This is a genomic window from Aurantiacibacter marinus, from assembly GCF_001021555.1.
GTDB lineage: Bacteria > Pseudomonadota > Alphaproteobacteria > Sphingomonadales > Sphingomonadaceae > Alteraurantiacibacter > Alteraurantiacibacter marinus.
Map to the genome: position 1 here is coordinate 1053092 of NZ_LDCP01000001.1, position 21565 is coordinate 1074656.

23 protein-coding genes and 1 other RNA gene are annotated in these 21565 nt (G+C 58.7%); 11 read left to right on the plus strand and 13 right to left on the minus strand.

Going from position 1 to position 21565, the window contains the following annotated elements; translation table 11 throughout:
• Positions 1–38: 38 nt before the first annotated feature.
• The 3 genes from AB731_RS05035 to AB731_RS05045 are packed head-to-tail and all read right to left on the minus strand — an operon-like array spanning position 39 to position 2770.
• Positions 39–1520 (minus strand): SPOR domain-containing protein, encoded by a 1482-nt coding sequence (locus AB731_RS05035; protein ID WP_047092167.1) that lies wholly within the window; start codon positions 1518–1520, stop codon positions 39–41.
• Between the two features lie 15 nt (positions 1521–1535).
• On the minus strand, positions 1536–2051 hold the full coding sequence (locus tag AB731_RS05040; RefSeq protein WP_052845693.1) for a hypothetical protein: 516 nt from the start codon (positions 2049–2051) through the stop codon (positions 1536–1538).
• Positions 2048–2770 carry a ParA family protein gene (locus AB731_RS05045; protein ID WP_047092165.1) on the minus strand — a complete coding sequence of 241 codons (723 nt, stop codon included), beginning with the start codon at positions 2768–2770 and terminating at the stop codon, positions 2048–2050. Before AB731_RS05045 ends, AB731_RS05040 begins: the two co-directional genes overlap by 4 nt.
• Before the next feature lie 254 nt (positions 2771–3024).
• On the opposite strand from AB731_RS05045, the gene AB731_RS05050 reads away from it, so the two are divergent.
• The 4 genes from AB731_RS05050 (at position 3025) to bfr (ending at position 6610) form a co-directional block, all read left to right on the plus strand.
• Positions 3025–4260: an SPOR domain-containing protein gene (locus AB731_RS05050; RefSeq protein WP_231638848.1), complete on the plus strand. Its 1236-nt coding sequence runs from the start codon at positions 3025–3027 to the stop codon at positions 4258–4260.
• 115 nt (positions 4261–4375) lie between these two features.
• Positions 4376–5677 (plus strand): DUF418 domain-containing protein, encoded by a 1302-nt coding sequence (locus AB731_RS05055; protein ID WP_047092164.1) that lies wholly within the window; start codon positions 4376–4378, stop codon positions 5675–5677.
• An 89-nt stretch (positions 5678–5766) separates the two neighbouring features.
• Positions 5767–5961 (plus strand): (2Fe-2S)-binding protein, encoded by a 195-nt coding sequence (locus AB731_RS05060; protein WP_047092163.1) that lies wholly within the window; start codon positions 5767–5769, stop codon positions 5959–5961.
• Between the two features lie 154 nt (positions 5962–6115).
• Positions 6116–6610 (plus strand): bacterioferritin, encoded by a 495-nt coding sequence (gene bfr / locus AB731_RS05065; RefSeq protein ID WP_047092162.1) that lies wholly within the window; start codon positions 6116–6118, stop codon positions 6608–6610.
• Positions 6611–6636: 26 nt separating this feature from the next.
• On the opposite strand, the gene AB731_RS05070 is transcribed toward bfr, so the two are convergent.
• The 4 genes from AB731_RS05070 to AB731_RS05085 all read right to left on the minus strand — a co-directional run bounded on the left by AB731_RS05070 (position 6637) and on the right by AB731_RS05085 (position 10004).
• Positions 6637–7155: a DUF2721 domain-containing protein gene (locus AB731_RS05070; RefSeq protein ID WP_047092161.1), complete on the minus strand. Its 519-nt coding sequence runs from the start codon at positions 7153–7155 to the stop codon at positions 6637–6639.
• A complete protein-coding gene (der, locus tag AB731_RS05075; RefSeq protein ID WP_047092160.1) occupies positions 7152–8639 on the minus strand; it encodes a ribosome biogenesis GTPase Der in 1488 nt (495 codons plus the stop codon). The genes AB731_RS05070 and der overlap by 4 nt, the downstream gene beginning before the upstream one ends.
• A 57-nt stretch (positions 8640–8696) precedes the next feature.
• Entirely contained in the window at positions 8697–9134 is a 438-nt protein-coding gene (locus tag AB731_RS05080) for a VOC family protein (protein WP_047092159.1), read from the minus strand.
• Positions 9135–9257: 123 nt separating this feature from the next.
• Positions 9258–10004, minus strand: a complete 747-nt coding sequence (locus AB731_RS05085) for a TorF family putative porin (protein ID WP_047092158.1) — start codon at positions 10002–10004, stop codon at positions 9258–9260.
• 254 nt (positions 10005–10258) lie between these two features.
• On the opposite strand from AB731_RS05085, the gene AB731_RS05090 reads away from it, so the two are divergent.
• Positions 10259–11110 (plus strand): metallophosphoesterase, encoded by an 852-nt coding sequence (locus tag AB731_RS05090; RefSeq protein ID WP_231638849.1) that lies wholly within the window; start codon positions 10259–10261, stop codon positions 11108–11110.
• A 57-nt stretch (positions 11111–11167) separates the two neighbouring features.
• Here AB731_RS05090 and rnpB read toward each other — a convergent pair.
• The 3 genes from rnpB to aqpZ form a co-directional block, all read right to left on the minus strand.
• Positions 11168–11595: RNase P RNA component class A (rnpB, locus tag AB731_RS13645), an RNA gene on the minus strand.
• 61 nt (positions 11596–11656) lie between these two features.
• Positions 11657–13864 carry an ATP-binding protein gene (locus AB731_RS13615; RefSeq protein WP_052768824.1) on the minus strand — a complete coding sequence of 736 codons (2208 nt, stop codon included), beginning with the start codon at positions 13862–13864 and terminating at the stop codon, positions 11657–11659.
• A gap of 133 nt (positions 13865–13997) precedes the next feature.
• On the minus strand, positions 13998–14717 hold the full coding sequence (gene aqpZ / locus AB731_RS05100) for an aquaporin Z (protein WP_047092156.1): 720 nt from the start codon (positions 14715–14717) through the stop codon (positions 13998–14000).
• A 248-nt stretch (positions 14718–14965) separates the two neighbouring features.
• Here aqpZ and AB731_RS05105 point away from each other — a divergent pair, with 248 nt between their 5' ends.
• On the plus strand, positions 14966–15571 hold the full coding sequence (locus AB731_RS05105) for a DnaJ domain-containing protein (RefSeq protein WP_047092155.1): 606 nt from the start codon (positions 14966–14968) through the stop codon (positions 15569–15571).
• On the opposite strand, the gene AB731_RS05110 is transcribed toward AB731_RS05105, so the two are convergent.
• The 3 genes from AB731_RS05110 to AB731_RS05120 form a co-directional block, all read right to left on the minus strand.
• Complete coding sequence (locus tag AB731_RS05110; RefSeq protein WP_047092154.1) at positions 15568–16275, minus strand: N-acetylmuramoyl-L-alanine amidase; 708 nt, start codon at positions 16273–16275, stop codon at positions 15568–15570. The genes AB731_RS05105 and AB731_RS05110 overlap by 4 nt on opposite strands.
• Positions 16275–16928, minus strand: a complete 654-nt coding sequence (locus AB731_RS05115) for a histidine phosphotransferase family protein (RefSeq protein ID WP_047092153.1) — start codon at positions 16926–16928, stop codon at positions 16275–16277. Before AB731_RS05115 ends, AB731_RS05110 begins: the two co-directional genes overlap by 1 nt.
• A 167-nt stretch (positions 16929–17095) precedes the next feature.
• The gene (locus AB731_RS05120; RefSeq protein ID WP_047092152.1) at positions 17096–17491 is read right to left on the minus strand and encodes a Mov34/MPN/PAD-1 family protein; all 396 of its coding nucleotides are present in this window, start codon (positions 17489–17491) and stop codon (positions 17096–17098) included.
• 17 nt (positions 17492–17508) lie between these two features.
• Between AB731_RS05120 and AB731_RS05125 the strand changes: the two genes are divergently transcribed.
• From AB731_RS05125 to AB731_RS05145, 5 genes are all read left to right on the plus strand, one after another.
• Positions 17509–18462, plus strand: a complete 954-nt coding sequence (locus AB731_RS05125; protein WP_047092151.1) for an RluA family pseudouridine synthase — start codon at positions 17509–17511, stop codon at positions 18460–18462.
• Positions 18463–18589: 127 nt separating this feature from the next.
• Positions 18590–19492 (plus strand): RNA polymerase sigma factor RpoH, encoded by a 903-nt coding sequence (rpoH, locus tag AB731_RS05130; RefSeq protein ID WP_082126345.1) that lies wholly within the window; start codon positions 18590–18592, stop codon positions 19490–19492.
• A 108-nt stretch (positions 19493–19600) separates the two neighbouring features.
• Complete coding sequence (gene mtgA, locus AB731_RS05135) at positions 19601–20272, plus strand: monofunctional biosynthetic peptidoglycan transglycosylase (protein ID WP_047093010.1); 672 nt, start codon at positions 19601–19603, stop codon at positions 20270–20272.
• A gap of 5 nt (positions 20273–20277) precedes the next feature.
• Positions 20278–21216, plus strand: a complete 939-nt coding sequence (locus AB731_RS05140) for a cation diffusion facilitator family transporter (RefSeq protein ID WP_047092150.1) — start codon at positions 20278–20280, stop codon at positions 21214–21216.
• Entirely contained in the window at positions 21213–21554 is a 342-nt protein-coding gene (locus tag AB731_RS05145; protein ID WP_047092149.1) for a hypothetical protein, read from the plus strand. The genes AB731_RS05140 and AB731_RS05145 overlap by 4 nt, the downstream gene beginning before the upstream one ends.
• Positions 21555–21565: the final 11 nt, after the last annotated feature.

Sequence of the window (21565 nt, forward strand, 5' to 3'; positions counted from 1 at the left end):
TGTCTTCTCAGGGGGCTAAGAAGGGGTTTAACTCGTGATTACCGGCGGGCAAGGCGCACGCCGGTATCGATCGCACCGGGAAGCGGGCTGTTTGCGGCCCAGCTGATGCAGCCTTCGCCACTTGCAGCATCAACGCGGCCACACATGGCGCGGCTGCCTGCTCGGTCGAAACCGCCAGCGGATACGCGCCAGTAATTGCGGCCGTTGACCACTGCCTGGGTGATGACCATCTCGCGGTCGGAAAGTTCAGGATAGCGACTGACATAAATGCCCCACGCCCGTGTGGCACCTGCCTCGCTGGAGAAACTGCCAAGCTGGATCAGGTGCGATGAGCCGGTGCTTGGCGCAGCGCCTGTGTCGAGAGCGGGACGCGCAATTGCCGGCGTGTTTGCCGCTGCGACCCGGCGCGATGCAGGAGCGCGTGTGGCTGTTGAGGGTGCGGCTGCTGCAATTGCGCGGGGCACTGCTGCTGGCGGGGCGAAATTGCCCTGCGGGCTTGCCTGCTGAACCCGAGGTGCAGTTTCATAGCGTGATGTGGCGGGTGCCGGTGCGCTGCGAGCGCTGGCTTCGGCTGTGAAGGCTTCTGCAAAGTTGGTGGGAGCGGAGCTGCGCGGTGTGGAAACCGTCACAGGGGGCAATGCGGGCGGAGCCATTCCAACGGCAGGGGTGCCGACCGAAGGCAGTTCGCCGCCGGTTGCTGGAATATTCATGCGGCCTGCATCAAGTGCAGCGAGTTCAGGGGCAGCAAAAGGCTGCTGGGCAGATGCTTCCGACGCAAGCTGGACTGCATCCGGTGTGCTGACGAGGGCTAGGTGCACCGGCTGTCCGGCGTCACGCACATTGGCAGGAACGCCAAGCAGGCTGGCAACGCGGGTGCCATAGGCTTCTGCATGGGTCATCTGCGCCCATTCTGCCATGCGGTCGCCCACTTCATGCGCGGGAACATCCTGCGCAACCATCATGCGGGCTTCGCGCCAGCGGCCGGCGACTGCATAGGCATAAGCGAGGTTCTGGCGGCTTTTCACCGTGTTCTCGCCGCTTCGAATAGCGTTCGAGAGGACGTGAATTCCGCGATCAGGCTGTCCACTGAGTGCCAGAGCAAGGCCCAGATCGGATGCAGCGATTTCGGTTTCCCAATCGTTCAGCAGCGAGGCGGCTTCGGTGTAGCGTGCCTGCCCGGTGAGAGCGAGCGCAAGGCTGAGCGCGGCGCGGGGGCTGTTATCGCCCAATGCCATCGCGTCTTGAAAGCTTGCAGATGCCGAAGCGAAACGGCCTGCGTCCAGATAGGCATTGCCCAAGGCCATGCGATAAGAAGCATTTCGCGGATCAGCAGCAACGGCGACTTCAGCGGCCTGGATCGCCTGGCTGTGCTGACCATTGACGATTGCCATTTGTGTCTCAGCGGCTGAAGCCGCAGCGCGCGGTGCCGGGTTGGAGGCGCAGCCGCTGAGCAGAACTGCTGCCATTGCGGTGGTGACACCAAGGCCGATCGTGGGCTTGCGCTTTTGCATCGCGTTCATCGCTAGTTTTCCTCTTCAGGACTTGTGGTTCATGCGGCGCATGCGCGCCGCGATTGCACCGAGTTCGGGAATTTCTTCAAGAAAGCTGTCGAGCGCCTCGGTCACGAGCGCCTGGGCGCTGGAACCTTGCAGCGTACTCGCCAGGCGAAGCTTGAGGTGACGCTCCGCATCAAGCCGCAAGGTAAAGGCAGCGCGGGTTTTCTGTTCGGCCGTAGCCTTCACGGCTTTGGACGCAGCCTTGATCTTGGTCAGTGCGGCAGGCTTTTTCTGTGTGGGCGCTTTCCTTGTGACCGGCAGGCTGATGACATCGTCGTCATTGCTGCCAACATCATCGGTGTCGCCCATGTCGTTCCAGCCTAGTGCATTCTGGCTACTGGCAAGATCGTCAAAATCGTCATTTATGGATGCGACACGGTCAGATTGTTCGATCTGCAACCGCATTGCGGGCTTGGCCGTTCCTTTACGGGCAAGCAGCATCGGCCCCAAGGAGGCGAAGCTTTTGCTTTCGCTAACTGCGGGGCCACCCATCATTGTGCCACCCGGCGGCCAAAGCCACCTTGCTGGCTGCGGGCTGCGCCGTTGGCTTGCGAGATTTTGGAGCCGGGAGCTGCAAAAACTGTCCGGCGGAAATTCTTTTCAAGCCGATCTGCAACATAGTGCCATAGCGCTGTGATTTCCTGTGCGCTGCGACCTTCCGGATCCACTTCCATCACCGTACGGCCGTCAATCATGGATGCGGCAAAATCGGTGCGGTGGTGGACGGTGATCGGAGCGACAGTGCCGTGCTGCGACAGCGCGACAGCGGCTTCTGAAGTGATCCGCGCCTTGGGCGTGGCACCGTTCACGACGAAGATCAGCGGCTTGCCCGCACGTTCGCACAGATCAACAGTTGCGCCAACAGCGCGCAGATCATGTGGGCTGGGGCGAGTCGGAACTACCATCAATTCCGCAACCGCGATCACCGACTGGATAGCCATGGTAATTGCAGGCGGTGTGTCGATAACGGCCAGCTTGAAACCCTGCTGACGCAGGATCGCAAGGTCATTTGCCAGCCGGGCCACGGTGGTCTGTGCGAAGGCCGGAAATTCCGCCTCCCGCTCGTTCCACCAGTCCGCCAGCGAACCTTGCGGATCGATGTCGATAAGGACTACCGGGCCAGCGCCAGCGCGCTGTGCCTGAACGGCCAGATGACCGGACATGGTGGTCTTGCCCGATCCACCCTTTTGCGATGCCAATGCCAAAACGCGCAAGGCGATTCCCCTAAAGTCTCTGACCCGGACCAAGACGGTCTGTGGGTCTTCCTCCTCTGACTTCGCAGGATACCCTTTATTTTAGGTTAATCGCGCCGCATGGAATGGAAGCAAACTTTACAATCCGCCTCGCTGGACCGCTTCCGCTTTTAGCTTTCAGGTGCAGCCGGAAAACGCATCCCGGTTGAAGGTCCGCTGGAGCGGCACCGTAATATATCCGATGTCATAAACGCTTTGCTAATGGCCTGTTTACTATGGCATCATTATCAAAGCCGCTTCGCCGATCAGGGATCGAACACATGTTGCAGATGAAATCCGGATGGCTATTGGGCACGGCGCTTGCCGCTCTGGCCGCGCTGTCGGGCAGTTTGCCCGCCCATGCCACGAACACGGTGCGTGACGGGGTCGAGGCGTGGAGCCGCGGTGATTACACGGCTGCAGTTTCCGAATGGCGGGGTCCGGCTGAGGCGGGTGATCCCGACGCCATGTTCAACCTCGGCCAGGCTTACCGTCTTGGTCGCGGCGTGACGCAGGACCTCGGCATGGCAGAACAATTATACGCCCGCGCTGCTCAGGCAGGCCATGTGCAGGCTGCCGATATATATGGTCTTATGCTGTTTCAGGATGGTCGGCGCGAAGCTGCATTGCCCTTTGTTCAGGCTGCTGCCCGGCGTGGCGATCCGCGTGCGCAGTACCTGCTGGGAATTGCGCATTTCAACGGTGACCTCGTCGCCCGCGACTGGGTCCTTGCATATGCCTTGATGACCCTGGCCAACAGCGCAGGGCTGCCGCAGGCAGTGGCAGCGATTTCGGAAATGGACGTCGGCATTCCCCTGGACCAGCGCCAAAGTGCTGCCGGTCTCGCGCGCGAGCTGGAGGCGGCAGCGGAACAGGCGCGTTCTGTGGAGCTGGCTGCTGCTGATCTGGCGGTACAGCAGGGTCCGTCCGCCAGCGGTGCAGCGTCTTCTGCGGCCGGCCCCGTTGCAAGTCAGGCCATTCCGCGTCCAATTCCCAGTGTGAGTGTCTCTCCATCAGTGGCCGCAGCGCAAGATGCGGTCAGGCAGGCACGGCAGGCGACAGGAACGGGCAGCCCGGCAGATGCCGGCGCGAGTTTCGCCAATGCCGCAGTGCCGCGGCAAGCGTTGCCGCCGGTCCGGGAAGTGCCAGCGCCCAGTCCGACAGGTGTCACGGCTCCAAGATCTGTTGCGGCGACTTCGGCGCCAGCTCCCGTTCCTGCTTCGTCAGGTGCGAACCTCACCAGAGGGCCATGGCGCGTGCAGCTTGGGGCGTTTGGCGTTGCAGGCAATGCAGAACGGTTGTGGAGCCGCCTGTCTTCACGGTCGGAGCTTGCTGGCCGAGAGCGGCTGTTGATACCGACAGGGCGCGTTACCCGCCTGTTGGCAGGGGGCTATGCCTCGCAGAGCGAAGCCCAGACAGCGTGCAACAGCTTGCGCCGTTCCGGGCAGGACTGCCTGGTCACGCGCAACTAGGTCACGCGTTACCGCGTAATGGGCAACTGGCGCTGCGACCGAGTTTTCGTACGGTCGCTGGCTTCCCAAATTTTCTAGCGCAGCTATGGTCATTCGCGACGGACAGGGGAGCCACATGACCGACCAGTTGATAACGCCCGATAGCGCGCCGGAAGACGCGGTCTTTACAGATGAAACACTGCCGGCGCCTGCAAAGGCTGCGGAGCGCATCGCCAGCCTCGACCTTATTCGCGGCATTGCCGTGCTGGGTATTCTGGCGGCGAACATCGTTGCCTTTGGTCAGCCCTTCAGTGCGTATATGTGGCCTGCCGCATGGAACGGGGAAGTGAACGATCCCGGAAACTGGCAGTGGGTAACGCAGTTCGTTCTCGTCGATGGGAAGATGCGCGGCCTTTTCACCCTCCTGTTTGGCGCAGGTCTGGCGCTGTTTATGGATAAGGCGTGGGAACGCGGTGCCGGGCGCGGCCTGCAATTCCGGCGGCTTGGCTGGCTGCTGACGTTCGGTTTGTTCCACTTCTTCTTCATCTGGCGCGGCGATATCCTCGCGCTTTATGCTGTTTCTGGCGCGGTCGCTGTCCTGTTCATCCGGTGGTCGGTGCGAAATTTGCTGGTTTTCGGCCTGCTCGGCTATCTGATGGGAGGGCTGGTCTATATTCTGCTCACGGCTGTGCCATTTGCCATTGTCGATACGCCGGCTGGCCAGGTCCCTGAAATGGCCGAAATGGTCGTCACCATGAATGAGGCTCAGAATGAGGCACTGGCCGATGATGCAGCTGAAACGCAGATTCTCACCGAAGGCAATTACGCGGATTTCGTCCGCCACAATTTCTCGGAACATCTGGCTGATCCGCTGAACAATCTGGTGTTCATGGTGTTTGAGACGCTTCCTCTGATGCTGATTGGTATGGCCTTTTACCGGGCAGGCCTGTTCAACGGCGGTTTGTCGGCAAGGAAGCAGGCGATCTGGGGGTGGATAGGGCTGATTGGCGGATCGGTTCTCACCCTGATGCTCGCGCTTTGGATCGAAGGGCGGGGGCTTACCTATTGGGGTTCGATGGCGGCATTTACCGGCTTTTCCCACTATCCGCGCCTTTCTGTCGTGCTGGGCCTTGCGGCACTGCTGGCGCTGTGGGGCGGGCATGCAAGCGGCTGGCTGGCAGAACGGCTGTCTGCCGCTGGCCGTGCAGCCTTCAGCAATTATCTTGGCACGTCAGTGCTGATGATGCTGGTGTTCCACCCTTGGGCAGGCGGTTATTGGGGTGAGCTTTCGCGGCCTGAACTCTATTTTGTCGTAGTTGCCGCATGGGCAGTGATGCTGGCGTGGTCCAAGCCGTGGCTGGAGCGTTTTCGCTACGGCCCGCTAGAGTGGCTTTGGCGGTGCCTTACTTATTGGCGCCTGTTCCCCCTCCGGCGTTAATTGCGTTTGAGAATTATTCGCAAGAGGCTTGTTTTTGCAAGCGACTCGCATTAACAATGGCGGCACACCAGTTGGAGTGAGCGCCGCCAATGTACACCTGCATCTGCAATGCGATCCGTGAGTGCGAACTTCGTAAGGCTGCGCGCCAGTATCAGACCGGCGGTGCGGAAAGCGTTTATGCCAAACTTGGCAAGCGGCCCAACTGCGGACATTGCCTGGAAGACGCGCAGGACATCATCGAAGAAGAACGCGCTGCTCTGTTCGAACCCGCCTCTGCTGCCTGACCGGCGGTCCTCCACGGGACTCCCATATTCTGCTACGCATTCGCAATAGCGCAGTTTTCTGCCGTTTTTCCGCATCTGTCGGTCCGGTTTCGCTTGCCTTGCAAGCCGCCAACTGACCAATGGTTACGCAGAATCCATTCACGAAAGGGATGCCATGAAGGGCGACGAAAAGGTCATCGAGTATTTGAACAAGGCGCTCACGAACGAGCTGACCGCGATCAACCAATACTGGCTCCACTACCGCGTTCTCAATGACTGGGGCGTTTACAAATTGGCCGAGTACGAACGGCACGAATCAATTGACGAAATGAAGCACGCCGACTGGCTGGCGGACCGGATCCTGTTCCTGAACGGGCTTCCCAACTTTCAGGCAATCCACAAGCTGAAGGTTGGCGAAACGGTTGAGGAAATTCTGAAGGCCGATCTCGCGCTGGAGCATGAGGCCATACCGCTGCTGGTTGATGCCATTGAGTATTGCGAGACAGCGCGGGATTACACAAGCCGTGATCTTTTCGCGAAAATTCTCGCCAGCGAGGAAGAACACGTCGATTTCCTCGAAACGCAGTTCGATATTATCGAACGCACGGGCATCCAGAATTATGTCCAGATGAACAGCCGCGCCGCTGGTGAGGGTGAAGGCGAGGGCTGAATTCCGGCTGGTCTGCTGGCCAAGGATCACTCCTCCGGCAGATCAACCTGTTCATTTTTGCGCGCGAGCAGTTCGCGGCTGCGCTTGCGTCTGTCGCGCGCTGTTGAAGTTGCCAGTCTTGTTTCCCTGAAAAACAGCAGAAGCGCGATTGAAAGTTGGGACATCGTTGCAATCCAAAGGACCGCCACGATTGTACCGATGCGCGGCTGGATAAATGCGCTGACGAACAGGATTACAACGACAATACAGATCGTCAGTGCTGCCGAGGTGGACAGGCTAGCCGCCATCTGGGCGAAATATTGACGCTGTCTTAGTGCAGGCAATTCTTCAGCTTCGCGCTCGCCAAGGCCCTTTTCGAAGCGCCGCTCGATAAAGTCTATCCGCTCGATCAGCCAGGTGAGCCGGGCGTTCATCACATTGAGAATTGCCCCGATAGCGGCCAGCAAGAAAACCGGGGCCAGGCTCAGTTGCACGATTTGCTGCACCCGGGCCGTACTGGAGGTGCGCGCTATCAGGTCACCTGTCAGCGAGAGATAATCGATCAATCCCGGCCCTTTCCACCGCTGAATTTGCCCCCGCCCCCGCGATTGGAATCGTACGGGTTCTTCGGGCTCTTCAAAGTCAATCGTACCGGCACTGCGCCAAAATCGAGCGCTTTTCGTATGCCGTTGAGCAGATACCGTTCATAACTGGTGGGCAGCGCATCCAGCCTTGTGCCGAATATCACGAAACGGGGCGGCCGTGTGCCGACCTGAGTGATATAGCGCAGCTTGATCCGCCGGCCTCCGGGTGCAGGCGGCGGGTTCTTGCCGAGCGCATCATCGAACCAGCGGTTGAGCGCAGCGGTAGGTACACGCCTGCTCCATTGTTCGCGCAGTTCGAATGCGGCGCCAAGCATTGTGTCCAGCCCCTTGCCGGTCATGGCGGAGACTGCAAACAGCGGTACACCGCGCAATTGCGCCAGGCCCTCTTCCAGCGCGGCACGGATGCCGTTGAATAGCCCGCTGGGGTCCTCGGCGATGTCCCATTTGTTGATCGCGATCATCAGCGCGCGGCCTTCCTCAATCACGCGGCTGGCAATTTTCAGGTCCTGCACTTCCAGCCCGCGTGTCGCATCAAGCAGCAACACGACCACTTCTGCATAATCCACTGCATGCAACCCGTCAGCGACGGAAAGCTTTTCCAGCTTGTCCACCACCTTGGCACGCTTGCGCATACCGGCCGTGTCGATCAGTTTGATAACGCGGTCCTCGCCCGATTTCGGATCGGTCCATACCCAGTCGACTGCAATCGAATCGCGGGTGATGCCGGCTTCGGGGCCGGTCAGCATCCGGTCTTCATCCAGCAGCCGGTTCACCAGCGTGGATTTGCCCGCATTGGGCCGTCCGACAATTGCCAGACTCAGCGGCGCTTTGGGGTCGAGTTCTTCCAGATCTTCGCCAGCTTCGGCCAAGGCGCGGGCCTTGTCCGCGGCAATTGCAGCGGCCTGTTCGGCTTCCAGTTCCAACTGTTCGGCCTTGTCGCCGATCAAGGGGAACAGCGCTGTATAAAGATCGGCAATGCCTTCGCCATGCTCGGCGCTGACGGGGATCGGCTCACCCAGACCAAGCGAGTAGGCTTCCAGTATGCCGCTTTGTCCTGACCTGCCCTCGGCCTTGTTGGCGATAAGCACGACCGGCACGTTTTGCTCGCGCAACCATTGGCCGATTTCCTCGTCCAGCGGAGTCAGATCCGCGCGGCTGTCGATTACGAACAGCGCAGCATCGGCATCCTTGAGCGAGACCTGTGTTTGCGCGCGCATCCGGCCCGGAAGCGAACGATCATCTTCGTCTTCCCAGCCAGCCGTATCGACGGCTTCGAATTCAAGGCCGGCAAGGCCAGCCACGCCCTTGCGACGATCGCGGGTTACGCCGGGCTGATCGTCAACCAAAGCAAGCTTTTTGCCGACAAGCCGGTTGAACAGCGTGGACTTGCCCACATTGGGTCGCCCGATAATGACGACCTGAGGGAGGGGGATAATCGGTTTCATGCCGCGCAGGTGGCGCTCAGGCGCGCGAAAGGCAAGGGAGAAGGCGCTTTGGCATCCTCACCAGCTCCCGGTATTTTCCATGCTGGCCCACGGTTCACAGGGGTCAAGGTTGCCGTCTTGCAGCAATTCGATGCTGATGCCGTCTGGCGTGCGGACGAAAGCCATGTGGCCATCGCGCGGAGGCCGATTGATGGTAATTCCGGCATCCATCAGGCGTTGGCAGGTGTCGTAGATGTTCTCCACACGGTACGCCAGGTGACCAAAGTTGCGCCCCCCGTCATAGTGTTCCGGCACGCTGCCGTCTGCCGGCGGCCAATTGTACGTCAGTTCTACTTCCGCCACGCCTTCCTGCCCTGGTGCGGCCAGGAAGATAAGTGTGAAGCGCCCTTTTTCGCTGTCCATCCGGCGAACTTCTTCCACTCCGATAAGCTTGAAGAAATCGACTGTGGCTTGCGGGTCTGAAACGCGGATCATGGAATGGAGGTAGCGGGTCATTGGTGGCTCCTTGCCGTTTCACGAAGCCATAGCAGCACCTTTGCCCAACGCGAAAGGGCTCGCACCCCCCTCGGTACGAGCCCTCCCGTTCCTCGCTTTTGCGAAGTTAGCCGTGCGCCGGGCTTAGAAGCTGGCGGAAAGCGTCAGGACCACCGAGTCCTCGGTGAACGTGCCGCCCGGATCGAGGAGGCCATCGCCTTCAACGCCGATGAATGCGACACCGACTGACAACGGAGTGCCAGGAATGCCTGCTTCTGCCCCGATGGAATAATCCCAGGCGGTGCTGTCCTGTGTGAAGGTAAGGAAACCATCGGTATAGCCGAGGTGTCCAGTAACCGTCACAGGTGTGCCGGGAATGCCGACACCCAAATCGGTGTAGACATAGAAATTGTCCGTCCCGCCAAGCGAATCCCGCTCAGGTGCATATGCAACGCCAAGTGTCGCTTCCGCCGGGCCAACGGCCAGGCCGAGTGAACCGTAAGCTTCAACATAATCGAAATCCCCTGGGCCTGCGTCAGGGTAAATGTAGGCAATCACGCCGATATCGGTGGATACATTGCCGAATTCACCGGCCCAGCCGCCGTACAGATCAAGCTCTGTCGAGCCATATCCGACGGTGGTTTCGTCAAGCGACGAGGCCCAGGTTCCGACATAAAAGCCGCTGGGCAGGCCGACATCGACGCCGCCCTGAATGGCGATTTCGCTGTCGGAAAGGCTGACGCCGCGGAATTTGTAATCGCTGACGATGGCGACATTTGCGGAAACTTCGACGCCAATGCCGTCGTCGTCCTGCGCCATGGCAGGGGCCGCAAACACAGCGGTAGATGTAAGAATGGTTGCAGCCAGAAGGCTGCGTACGGACGTAAGCATGGGCAATTCCTCAATTGCTGTGGTGAAAAATGCTTCGTCCCACCTGCGCGGTTCACGTTTTCAGCATCTTTAATGTGCCAAATCACGCGATTGCGAAATGAACATGCACATTCGTGCTGCACTGCACAAGATTTATTGCTCGAAAATTCGATGTGGCGTAACACTGTGTGAAATTTGCACCACATTCAGGACGCAGACAGGAAAAAGGCCACACCGCGGCTCAAACCGGCATCCGAATTGCGCAACTGTGCGTAATGTTTAGGGAGGCGGTTAGATTTTACGTCATGATCCAGTATCTCAAATCCATGTTCACCCCGTCTAAGGCGAAGACGAAGCAGGAATTGCCGCGCGTGCCCAAGGGGCACCGGGTCTATGCCGTGGGCGATGTACATGGTCGTAGCGATCTGTTCACGGCACTTGTCGATGCGATCGAAGAAGATATCCGCGACGGCGAAGCTGAGGGGCTGGAGCCCGATATCGTACTATTGGGTGATCTTGTCGATCGCGGACCGGACAGTGCGGGCGTTATCGAATTGGCCCGCAAGTGGACAAGGACGCGCACTGTCCATGTCTTGTGCGGCAATCACGAAGAGATGTTCCTGAACAGTTTCGAAGACAAGGACATCCTGCGCCACTTCTTGCGCCATGGCGGGCGCGAAACGCTGCTCAGCTACGGAATGGACCGGAAAATCTTCACCAAGGCTACGCTGGACGAGATTCAGCAGATGCTGGAAGAATTCGTCCCGAAAAAACACCGCAAATTCATCAGCGGCTTCGAGGACATGGTGCAGCTTGGCGATTATTTGTTTGTCCATGCCGGCATCGAACCGGGCGTGCCGCTGGATGAACAGAAGCAGCGCAGCCTGCGTTGGATTCGTGAACCGTTCCTCAGCTATGGCAAATCGCATGGACTGGTGGTGGTACACGGGCATACCATTACCGATGAAGTAGTAGACGCCGGCAATCGGATAGGGATCGACACGGGTGCCTATGCCAGCGGGAGGCTGACCGCGCTTGTGCTCGAGGGCAAGAAACGGCGTTACCTGACCGCAATTGAAGGCAAGAATGGCGCGATCAGTGTTGACGGTGCAAAGCTGAAAGTCTGATCCGGCTGCCGTCGCGGTATGGCCGGCACGGCAAACTTTTCCCAGAAGACCCCGCTTGATGCCGGGGGGCCTGTAAGCCGGGTTCTGTCCCGCGGCCGATATGCTTGCACATCAGCGCCGCGGTGGCAGCCATTCATCTCGGCGGAGGATTGCTCCTACGCGCTCATGCAACCAACCCGGGCCTCTCGGAGCGAAACGCTCCTGCCTCCGCATCCGAAGAATTGTTGGCGCGAGACCCCTATGCGGTCTTGCTCCGGGTGGGGTTTACCATGCGGGGTCTGTCGCCAGACCCCCGGTGCGCTCTTACCGCACCCTTTCACCCTTGCCTGTGAGGTTGCCCTCCATCGGCGGTTTGCTCTCTGTGGCACTATCCCTAGACTTCGGCCCGTAGACCTTCGCCCGGCGGGCGTTACCCGCCACCCTTGTTTCGCGGAGCCCGGACTTTCCTCGATGCCTTGCGGCAACGCGGCTGCCCGGCCCCCCGGCACTGTATCAGATAGGCCGATCTTGCCATGATTCCAAGGGAAAGCGCTCAGACAGACGGTATCAGGCAGACATCTGCGCCCTGACGGGATTGGCGTCCACTTGTACTTCGATGCCGAGCCAGATGCCGAGAGCTTTCTTCAACCTCCCGAATGATACCGGTTTGCAAAGATGCGCCTGCATCCCAGCGGCCAGACAGTCACTGATATCGGAATCGAAGGCGTTGGCGGTCATCGCAATGATCGGCAGGTCGATTGCCGTCATGCCCTGCTGGCGCAGTTCCCTGGTCGCCATGATCCCGTCCATTTGCGGCATCTGGACATCCATCAGTACAAGGTCAAATCCGTTGCCCGCTGATGCGGCAGCGGCAATGCCTTCGACTGCCGCACGCCCATTGCCGAACACAGTGACATCCGTACCAAGCCGCTGCAGCATATCGGTGATCAGTATCTGATTGATGTCGTGATCTTCGGCAACGGCGATCCTCTTGCCGTCCCATCCCTGGCTTTCCGCACCCGGCCCAATTTCATCGGAGGCATTGCTGGCACACCGGGTGAACTGTTGCGGGTGATACGCCGGCAGCATAATTGTGATACGTGTGCCTTCGCCTTCCACGCTTGAAATCGCCAATGTCCCATCCATCATCTCGATCAGTTTTGAGCTGATGTGCAGACCTAGACCAGAGCCGCCGAAACGCCTCTGCGTAGTATCATCTGCCTGAACGAATTCTCCGAGCACGCTCGTCAAATTTTCGGTGGCGATGCCAATCCCGGTGTCTTGCGTCACCAATTCGATCGACTCGCCGTTTTGGCGAATAAACAGATCGACACGGCCCTGTTCGGTGAACTTCAGCGCATTGCCGATGATATTGGTGATGACCTGTCTTGTGCGCAGAATGTCGGCACAGGCAAATCTGGGCGTATCGTCTGAAACATGCATTTCCAGCTGGAGGCCCTTCTGGGCGGCTGCAACCTGAAACATCGTCACACAGCTTTGCGCGACATGCCGGATATCGACCTGCTCTTGCAGGATGGTAAGATGGCCGTTGTCGATCTTGGACAGATCCAGAATGTCATCGATCAATCTGAGCATGGTCTGGCCGGATTCGTGAATCAGTGTGATCTTGGAACGCTGGCTTTCAGTAAGGTCTTCTCTCAGCAGTAACTCCGAAAATCCCAAAATCCCGTTCATCGGCGTGCGAATCTCATGGCTCATATTGCGCAGAAATTTGGTCTTTGATTCAGTGGCAAGCTCTGCTGCTACCCGGCGTTGATCGAGATCGGTCTGCTGTGCTTCCGCGATTTCTGCCCGCAACATTGCCGCGCGTTCCGCTTTTTCCTGAAGATTGGATTTGTTCGCATCGCGGATCAGGATGGTCGCGACCACCAAAGCCGTAAACAGGGCCAGAAGGCCCAGCAGGAAACTGTTGTCGAACAGGCCTAGTCGCAGCGTAATACTGCTCGCCAGAGACAGCATGAAGGGCAGTCCGATCACCCAAGGCATGATCCGGCGAATATGGATGCTGCCCCGGCCATCGCCCATGAGAACCGCGAGCCATCCAGCGTTTCTTTCACGCAGGAGCATCGCACAAAACAGCGTGAGAAAAGCCAAGGCAGTGGGCAAGGACATGGTCGAATACAGCGCAGCTGAATGCAGCGAGCGGGCATCGAAAGTGAACACGATCAAGGCCAGGAAAGAAAGGATTGCCCCCAAAGTAGCGCAGGCGATCAGTCGATTGATAGACGGTACCCGGTTCGGCCATTGCCACAGGCACCAACCGAGCAACAAAAAAGAGACGGAGGTCGCTTCTGACATGTGTTCGCTGCGAAAAATGTGCGTTTCGGGCCACAGCAGGGCGTCCACTCCGGTGGCAATACCGCCGAGCGATACGGCCAGATTCGCGGCGGAACAGGCGATGATCGTCATGCTCGCAAAACGCGCTGCCCCGCTTGCAAGTCGGCCGCGCGGATAAATGGCATCGAGAAGCAATGCGAAAGATGCGATTAGCAGCAAGAAAGCCGTGGAAGGGACCATGGCAGAAAACTGGTTACCGAAGCTTTTTATCTGATTGATGCCAAAGCCCCAGCCGAAAATCAGAACCGTCAGCGCCAGCAATCCGATACCAGCACTCAGGACCTGCTGCTTGGTGAGGTTTCTGGCGTCGCGCCCCGCGCTTGAGCGAGGCGGTCGGATTTCAGAAGCAGAATGATGCATGGTTGAATGGTGCTCGTGGCGATCAAGGAAATGCTCCTCTGCCAGCGCAGCATTCAAATACTTGTTGGCGACGGCCCTCGGCTATTACCTAGCCGTCCGGTAGGAAAGGCCGCGATTGTTGTCGTGTGCCAATACAACATCGGCCCAGGCGAAGGATCGCCGGGGCCGATGTTGCGAAACGGATTGGCAATTACTCCGCGTCCCCGCCGATACCTTCCAGCGATTCATCCGGCGAAAGCACATACCGCCAGATGACCGCACCGATTGCCGCGCCGATCAGCGGTGCAAGCCAGAACAGCCAAAGCTGCGATACAGCACCTGTTTCTGCATAAAACGCAACGCCTGTCGAACGTGCCGGATTGACCGATGTGTTTGTCACCGGGATCGAGATCAGGTGAATCAGCGTAAGGGCCAGACCGATGCTGATCGGGGCAAAGCCGCCTGGTACCTTGCTGGAAGTCGATCCGAGGATCACGACCAGAAAGCCAGCCGTCAGGACAATCTCGATCAGCAGGGCCGCTGTCATGGAGTATCCGCCGGGCGACAGATCGCCAAAACCGTTTGAAGCGAATCCACCTGCGCTCCAGCCGTCTTGCCCGGATGCAATCAGGAAGAGCGTGCCAGCAGCACAGAAGGCGCCGATTACCTGGCCGGCCCAATATGCGGGCAATTCTTTCCATGCAAAGCGGCCGCCAACGGCCAGGCCAAGCGAAACGGCCGGATTGAAATGACCTCCGGAAATACCGCCTACGGCATAGGCCATGGTGAGGACGGTCAAGCCGAATGCCAGCGATACACCGGCAAATCCAATACCAAGCTCCGGATAGCCTGCTGCAAGTACTGCGGAGCCGCAGCCGCCAAATACCAGCCAAAATGTGCCAAAGAATTCGGCGCCCAATTTTCGAAACATCAAATTTCCCCTCATCGCAAAGATATCGAATTCCAACCTAGGTCAAAAAATGAGATGCAGATGTAAAACGTGTGATCCTTTCGGCATCGGGGGTTCGAATTGTGCAATAGGCGGGGCGAAAATCTTGCGCTGCGGTTGAAAGATGTAATGAATAATACGGGCTGTCAGTCTTCATCCGAATATGCAAATATGCTGAAAGTAGAATGGAACGCGTTGTTGTTGCACGATGGCCTTTGGGGGGTTGAAGAATGGAAGAAAGTAGTGAGTTCGTGGACTATTACGCGCTTCTTCAAGTCAGCCCGACTTGCGATATTACGATGCTCGAGAAAGCCTACCGGCACTTTGCGCACATGTATCACCCGGATCATCCCGACACTGCGGATGTAGACAAGTTTCAGGAAATCCTTGGCGCCTATCGGTTGCTGCGAGAGCCGAATGCCCGGGCCGAATATGACAAGTCATACAAGGCCCAAAAGGGCGAGAGTTTTGAAACTGCGCACGTTTTTGACGATATACGCATTGATGCACAGGACGCGCTTGTCGACGCCGAGATGCATGAAAAAATGCTCTATTTTCTCTACAAGCAACGCAGAGAACAGCCGGAAGACGCGGGGGTGATGGTTTATCGTTTGCAGAGAATGCTTGGTTGTAGCGACGACAATTTCGACTTTCATGTCTGGTATCTGAAATCCAAGGGACTGATCGTCCGGACGGAATCGGGCACGATTGCGATCACCATCGAAGGTGTCGATCACGTGATTTCCATGAGCCGGGCGGCCGAGGAAAAGCGGTTGCAAATTCCCAAGGCCAGTCGGTTCGGGGATGCCAGGTCAGACGGAACCCAGCCGAATTAGCGAGCCAGCCCCCGGTCCCGGTCGAGCAATAGCTGGAACAGTATCGCGCGAACTTCGCCGTCTATCTGGCCATCGATCCGTTCCGGCCGCCAGCGGCGCTGGAAGGCCTCCACTGCCTTGAACCCTTCCGTGATGTCATAACCGAAGCGTTCCAGCGCGAGATAGAAGCTTGCATCATTGTCGAACGGATCGCCCTGTTCCAGTTTCTTCGGGCGGGGCAGGCACAGGCCGTATTCCGCCAGCCGGTCCCATGGAAATAGCTCTCCCGGATCAATCTTGCGGCCGGGGGCTACATCCGAATGGGCCACAACGTTGGAACGGGGAACATCGTGCGCCTTCACGATGCGGTGCAGTAGCGGCACAAGCGCCTCTATCTGGGCATCGGCAAATCCGCGGTAACCCAAAGCATGGCCGGGATGGTCAAGCTCTATCCCGATGCTGGCCGAGTTCACATCCCTGTGCCCCCGCCAATAGCTGGCTCCGGCATGCCATGCCCGTTTGTCTTCCGCCACCAGCCGCACGACTTCGCCTTCCTCGGTGATGCAGTAATGCGCGCTGACTTCTGCATCGGGGTCGCACATGCGCGCGATCGCGGTTTCGACCGGCTTCATTTCCGTATAGTGAAGCACCACCATCGACACTGGCAGCTTGCGCACATTGAAATTGGGCGAGAGCTGCTCGCGGTGGACCAGCTCGTCGCCCATCAGCCAATCATCCCTTCGCCTTCGGGCAGGACCGCGCCGAGCACGAGGGCATCAGCTGTATGCGCAAATTGCACCCCGCCACCCTGTTCCTGTGTGAGCTGGCGGATCATGTGGGCAGGGGCGGTGCGTCCCGAAAGATCCTCATCGGCGAGTTCTCCCGACAGCGCTTTTCCGATTACCGCGTCGAAAACGACCTTCGGGCCGGATGCGCGAATGGCGATTTCGGTTGCGCCATTGGTGCGTTCTGCGCCCACTTCCAGAGTGCCGCCGCGCACCAGCGAGTCCAGTCCGATGGCAGCGAGGTTAAGCAGGACTTTCACAGCAGGCTTGGCAAGGCTTGGTTCTGCCACGGACCATTCAAGGGTTAGCCGTTCATCATCCGCGGTCAGCGAGGTGAGCAGTTCATGCGGTTCTTCCGATGGCACATAGTCGCCGAAACCGCCTGCTGCGCCAAAGGCGAGCCGGAAAAACTTGAGCTTGTTGGCGGAGGTGCGCGCGCTTTGCTCCAGCAGCTCAAGACATCGCTGGCGCATGGCCGGATCGCTTTCGTCGGCGAGCAATTCCAGCCCGTTGTTCAACGCGCCAACGGGGCTGAGCATATCATGGCAAAGGCGTGAGCAAAGAAGTGCAGCAAGATCGGTTTGCGAGGTCATTCAGATATTGGCCGTTCAAAATTAACAACATGGGTGACAAAGGTGACACTGCGTCACCTTGCGAAAATTGCAGAAGAGTCTTTTATTCCAGACTTTTATCACCGAAACGCCTGTGGTGACACTGTGCCGGAAAAAGCTGGAAACATGCTCTTGTTTACCACGCCGTCTTAGCCGGAGGTGACGGAGTAGGGAAGTGGCGAAAAGCCATCTGCCGTATCCCGCCACCATGTTATCTTGTCCGGTGCGATGATTGCCCACACTGCGTTGTCCCTGGCGGACAAGGCCCGGTCTGTTTCGGACGGGTGGGCCGGACCTTGGGGGTGGGAATGGTAATATCCGAGCACCTGTTCGGCGCCCTTACGGGCATTGCGGTGCGCGGTAATCAGCGCGCCGGGGTCTATTTCAAAATGGGTTTCGGGAAATGAATGGATGTTCGGGGCGGGCAGGGCGGCTGTGATGCAATCGCCTTTGCCTGTAAGGATGCCGCAGCATTCGCATGGATGTGCATGAACCGCTTCGGCGCGAAGCGTGTCTAACACCGCTATTGAGACTTCGACTGCCATATTGCAGGAGAACTAACATGCACGCCGCACAAACCCTATCCGGCACCATTCCCGCCGCCGCCCGCCTCGACAAGGCACTGGCCGAACTGACCGAATTGTCACGTGAACGCGTCAAGGCGCTGATAGCAGACGGGAAAGTGTTGATTGACGGGCAGGCTGCCACCAGCCCTTCAGCCAAAGCTAAAGCAGGGTCGAGCTTTTCTATCCACATTCCACCCCCAGATAATCCACAGGCTCTTCCACAGGATATCCCCATCGTGACGGTATTTGAGGACGAGCATCTGATCGTGGTGGACAAGCCTGCCGGCATGGTCGTGCACCCGGCTGCGGGCAATCCGGATGGAACGCTGGTCAATGCTCTGCTGCATCATTGCGGCGGAAGTCTCAGCGGCATCGGCGGCGTGGCGCGGCCCGGTATTGTCCACCGGATCGACAAGGATACCTCCGGCCTGCTGGTCGTCGCCAAATCGGATGCGGCGCACGAAGGCCTGGCGCGGCAATTTGCCGATCATTCGCTGGAACGCGCCTATCTGGCGGTCTGCGGCGGCCACCCGCGCCCGGCGCAGGGTACGATCGACGAAAAGCTGGGGCGTTCCGATGCGAACAGGAAGAAAATGGCCGTGCTGCCCAGGAATTCATCACGCGGCAAACACGCGGTCACGCATTACAAGACCATAGAGCGGCTGGATCACAGCGCATTGATCGAATGCCGGCTGGAAACCGGGCGAACCCATCAGGTGCGGGTTCACCTTGCATCAATCGGCCATGCGCTATTGGGAGACCCTGTCTATGGACGTGATCCCGCACCGCTCAGGCCGATTCTCAAATCGCTTGGGTTTGGTCGTCAGGCGCTTCACGCAGCGATTCTCGGCTTTATTCACCCGGTCACGGGTAACCAATGCCGGTTTTCGAGCGAATTACCTGACGATATGCGGGAACTTATCGACCAAATAGGTCATTCCAATCGATGAAATACACACTATTTAGCGTTGAGAGTGTGTATAAGAGCAAAGCAAACGCACCGAATGTGGCCGCCAAGGTCGGGTGCCCAGCAGGGGCCCGGAAACAGCGGTCGACGATAGAAAGGTTTGGGACCAAGTGAGCAATAGAAGACCAGGTGTACCGGCACTCAGCGGAGAGCAGAGCCTCAACCGCTACCTCGGTGAAATCAAGAAATTCCCCGTGTTGACGGCAGAGCAGGAATATATGCTCGCCAAGGCCTATGCCGAACACGAAGATCAGGATGCAGCGGCGCAATTGGTGACAAGCCATCTGCGACTCGTGGCGAAGATCGCCATGGGTTATCGCGGCTATGGCCTGCCGGTTTCGGATCTTATTTCCGAAGGCAATGTCGGCCTGATGCAGGGCGTGAAGAAATTTGAACCCGATCGCGGCTTCCGCCTCGCAACCTATGCGATGTGGTGGATCAAGGCGAGCATCCAGGAATTCATCCTGCGGTCCTGGAGCCTTGTGAAAATGGGCACCACCGCTGCGCAGAAGAAGCTGTTCTTCAACCTTCGCCGGATGAAGAAGCAGCTCGAGGCCTATGAGGATTCGGATCTGCATCCTGACGACGTGACCAAGATCGCCACCGATCTCGGCGTGCCTGAGCAGGAAGTCGTCAACATGAACCGCCGGATGATGATGGGCGGCGATGGATCGCTCAACGTGCCCATGCGCAATGGCGAAGACGGTAGCGGCGAATGGATGGACTGGCTGACGGATGATCGTCCGTTGCAGGACGAAACCGTAGCTGACGCAGAAGAAGCCGATGTTCGCCGGGAAATGCTGGTCGAAGCGATGGACTCGCTCAACGACCGCGAAAAGCACATTCTGACCGAACGCCGCCTGACCGAAAGTCCACAGACGCTGGAAGAGCTGAGCCAAGTGTATGAAGTTAGCCGCGAACGCATCCGCCAGATTGAGGTGCGCGCGTTTGAAAAGCTGCAAAAGGCAATGCAGCGGATCGCTGGCGACAGGCTGATGCCGGTCGCTGCGTAAGCAGGACAAGCAACGAACAATCGGGGCCGGGCGGAAACGTCCGGCCCTTTTTTGTTTGTGCGCGTCCTTTTCGTTGCTGGCAGGCAGAGGCGGCCTTATGACGCCAGCATGGTCCTCCGCATTCTTCGCATCATCCTCAAGGCAATCATCTTCTTCGTGCTAATCAGCCTGGCGCTGGTGATCCTGCTGCGCTTTGTGCCGGTTACCTATACCGCGACCATGCTGATGGACGAACATTCGGTCACCCGCGACTGGGAGCCGCTCAGCCGCATCGACCGCAATATGGTGAGCGCCGTAATCGCGGCGGAGGACGGCAAGTTCTGTTCCCACAATGGTTTCGATGTCGAAGCGATAGAGGACGCGCTGGAAGAACGCGCGCGCGGAGAACGGCAGCGCGGGGCCTCCACCATCAGCCAGCAAACAGCGAAAAACGTGTTCCTGTGGCAAGGCGGCGGCTGGTTCCGCAAGGGGCTGGAGACATGGTATACTTTCCTGATCGAGAACCTGTGGGACAAGCGGCGGATCATGGAAGTTTATCTCAACGTCGCAGAGACGGGGCTTGGCACTTATGGCGTGGAAAGCGGGGCGCAGCGCTATTTCGGCCATTCCGCCGCGCGCCTGACGGCTGACGAGGCAAGCCGCATCGCCGCTGTCCTGCCCAGCCCGAAAACGCGCGCTGCGGTCAATCCTTCAGGCTTTACCGCACGTTACGGCAACACGATCGAGGCGCGCATCGGGCAAGTTCGGCGTGACGGGCTTGATACTTGCGTCTACGACTAGGCGCGATGGGTTCGGGTCACGCACATAACCACCATGGCTCTGATCATGCGCATGGCAACGGCCATGGGCATTCCCATGCGCCTGCCGATTTCGGGCGCGCGTTTGCCATCGGGGTGGTGCTTAACACAGGCTTTGTCATTGTCGAGGCAACCTACGGCTTCATATCCGGTTCGATGGCGCTGGTGGCTGACGCGGGACACAATCTGTCCGATGTGCTTGGCCTGCTGATTGCCTGGGGCGCAAGCGTGGCGGCCAGGAAACCAGCCTCCGCACGCTTCACCTATGGCCTCAAAAGCTCAACCATTCTTGCCGCCTTCGCCAATGCGATTCTGCTGCTGATCGCCATTGGGGCGATCCTGTTCGAGACGCTGCATCGTTTCCTTGACCCGGTAGAGCCGGATGGCTGGACGATGATCTGGGTGGCAGGCATCGGAATTGTCATCAACACGGCCACCGCGCTGATGTTCATGCGCGGGCGCAAGAACGATCTCAATATTCGCGGCGCGTTCCTGCATATGGCTGCCGATGCGCTGGTCAGCGTTGGCGTGGTGATTGCAGGGATTGCCATTTTGCTGACCGGTTATGTGCTGATTGATCCGGTGGTCAGTCTGGTGATCGTAGCCGTGATTGGCTGGGGCACATGGGGCCTGCTCAAAGACAGCGTGAAAATGGGCCTGCTCGCAGTGCCCGAGGGGATCGAGGAAGGCACCGTGCGCGGCTATCTTGAAGGTCTGCCCGGTGTGGCAGCGGTGCATGATCTGCACATCTGGCCGATGTCCACCACCGAAACCGCTCTTACCGCGCACCTTGTCATGCCAGGCGGTCACCCGGGGGACGCATTCCTGCATGACGCGGCGCATGTGCTGGAACATCATCACGCCATCGTTCATGTTACCATTCAGGTTGAAACGGAAAGACGGGTTGCGAAGGAGGTTTGCGGATGAGGATTACCGTGCATGGCCTGCTGGGCCGATCACTCGCCGCATCACTACTGGTTTTGCCCTTGGCGGCATGCGCCACGCCGGATCGCACCGATAGGGATGAGGCAAGCCTGCTTGCAGAACCATTAGGCGCCCAATCTGTCAGCGAGCTGATCATCCGGGAAAGCCAAGGTGATGGCTGTCTTGTCGCGGGCAACGCTGGCCGCAACCGTTCCGGCGGTCTTCCCGGGTTTGATAATCCCTGCAGGGAACTGCGGGATGTGATTGCGCCGCCGCAATTGCCTGATGGCGTCCAGATCATCACGCCGCCGCCACTTCCGGAGCAGCCGGAGAGCCGGTAAGCCCTTGCGCT

Excerpts from the sequence above, each read along its gene's own strand:
- der (WP_047092160.1), bottom strand. The coding sequence starts at position 8,639 with ATGAAACCGATTATCCCCCTCCCTCAGGTCGTCATTATCGGGCGACCC.
- AB731_RS05120 (WP_047092152.1), bottom strand. The coding sequence starts at position 17,491 with ATGGCAGTCGAAGTCTCAATAGCGGTGTTAGACACGCTTCGCGCCGAA.
- AB731_RS05055 (WP_047092164.1), top strand. The coding sequence starts at position 4,376 with ATGACCGACCAGTTGATAACGCCCGATAGCGCGCCGGAAGACGCGGTC.
- AB731_RS05110 (WP_047092154.1), bottom strand. The coding sequence starts at position 16,275 with ATGGGCGACGAGCTGGTCCACCGCGAGCAGCTCTCGCCCAATTTCAAT.
- AB731_RS05105 (WP_047092155.1), top strand. The coding sequence starts at position 14,966 with ATGGAAGAAAGTAGTGAGTTCGTGGACTATTACGCGCTTCTTCAAGTC.
- AB731_RS05040 (WP_052845693.1), bottom strand. The coding sequence starts at position 2,051 with ATGATGGGTGGCCCCGCAGTTAGCGAAAGCAAAAGCTTCGCCTCCTTG.
- AB731_RS05085 (WP_047092158.1), bottom strand. The coding sequence starts at position 10,004 with ATGCTTACGTCCGTACGCAGCCTTCTGGCTGCAACCATTCTTACATCT.
- AB731_RS05080 (WP_047092159.1), bottom strand. The coding sequence starts at position 9,134 with ATGACCCGCTACCTCCATTCCATGATCCGCGTTTCAGACCCGCAAGCC.
- bfr (WP_047092162.1), top strand. The coding sequence starts at position 6,116 with ATGAAGGGCGACGAAAAGGTCATCGAGTATTTGAACAAGGCGCTCACG.
- AB731_RS05115 (WP_047092153.1), bottom strand. The coding sequence starts at position 16,928 with ATGACCTCGCAAACCGATCTTGCTGCACTTCTTTGCTCACGCCTTTGC.
- AB731_RS05060 (WP_047092163.1), top strand. The coding sequence starts at position 5,767 with ATGTACACCTGCATCTGCAATGCGATCCGTGAGTGCGAACTTCGTAAG.
- AB731_RS05035 (WP_047092167.1), bottom strand. The coding sequence starts at position 1,520 with ATGAACGCGATGCAAAAGCGCAAGCCCACGATCGGCCTTGGTGTCACC.
- AB731_RS05090 (WP_231638849.1), top strand. The coding sequence starts at position 10,259 with ATGTTTAGGGAGGCGGTTAGATTTTACGTCATGATCCAGTATCTCAAA.
- AB731_RS05140 (WP_047092150.1), top strand. The coding sequence starts at position 20,278 with ATGGGTTCGGGTCACGCACATAACCACCATGGCTCTGATCATGCGCAT.
- AB731_RS05050 (WP_231638848.1), top strand. The coding sequence starts at position 3,025 with ATGGCATCATTATCAAAGCCGCTTCGCCGATCAGGGATCGAACACATG.
- mtgA (WP_047093010.1), top strand. The coding sequence starts at position 19,601 with ATGGTCCTCCGCATTCTTCGCATCATCCTCAAGGCAATCATCTTCTTC.
- AB731_RS05125 (WP_047092151.1), top strand. The coding sequence starts at position 17,509 with ATGCACGCCGCACAAACCCTATCCGGCACCATTCCCGCCGCCGCCCGC.
- aqpZ (WP_047092156.1), bottom strand. The coding sequence starts at position 14,717 with ATGTTTCGAAAATTGGGCGCCGAATTCTTTGGCACATTTTGGCTGGTA.
- AB731_RS05145 (WP_047092149.1), top strand. The coding sequence starts at position 21,213 with ATGAGGATTACCGTGCATGGCCTGCTGGGCCGATCACTCGCCGCATCA.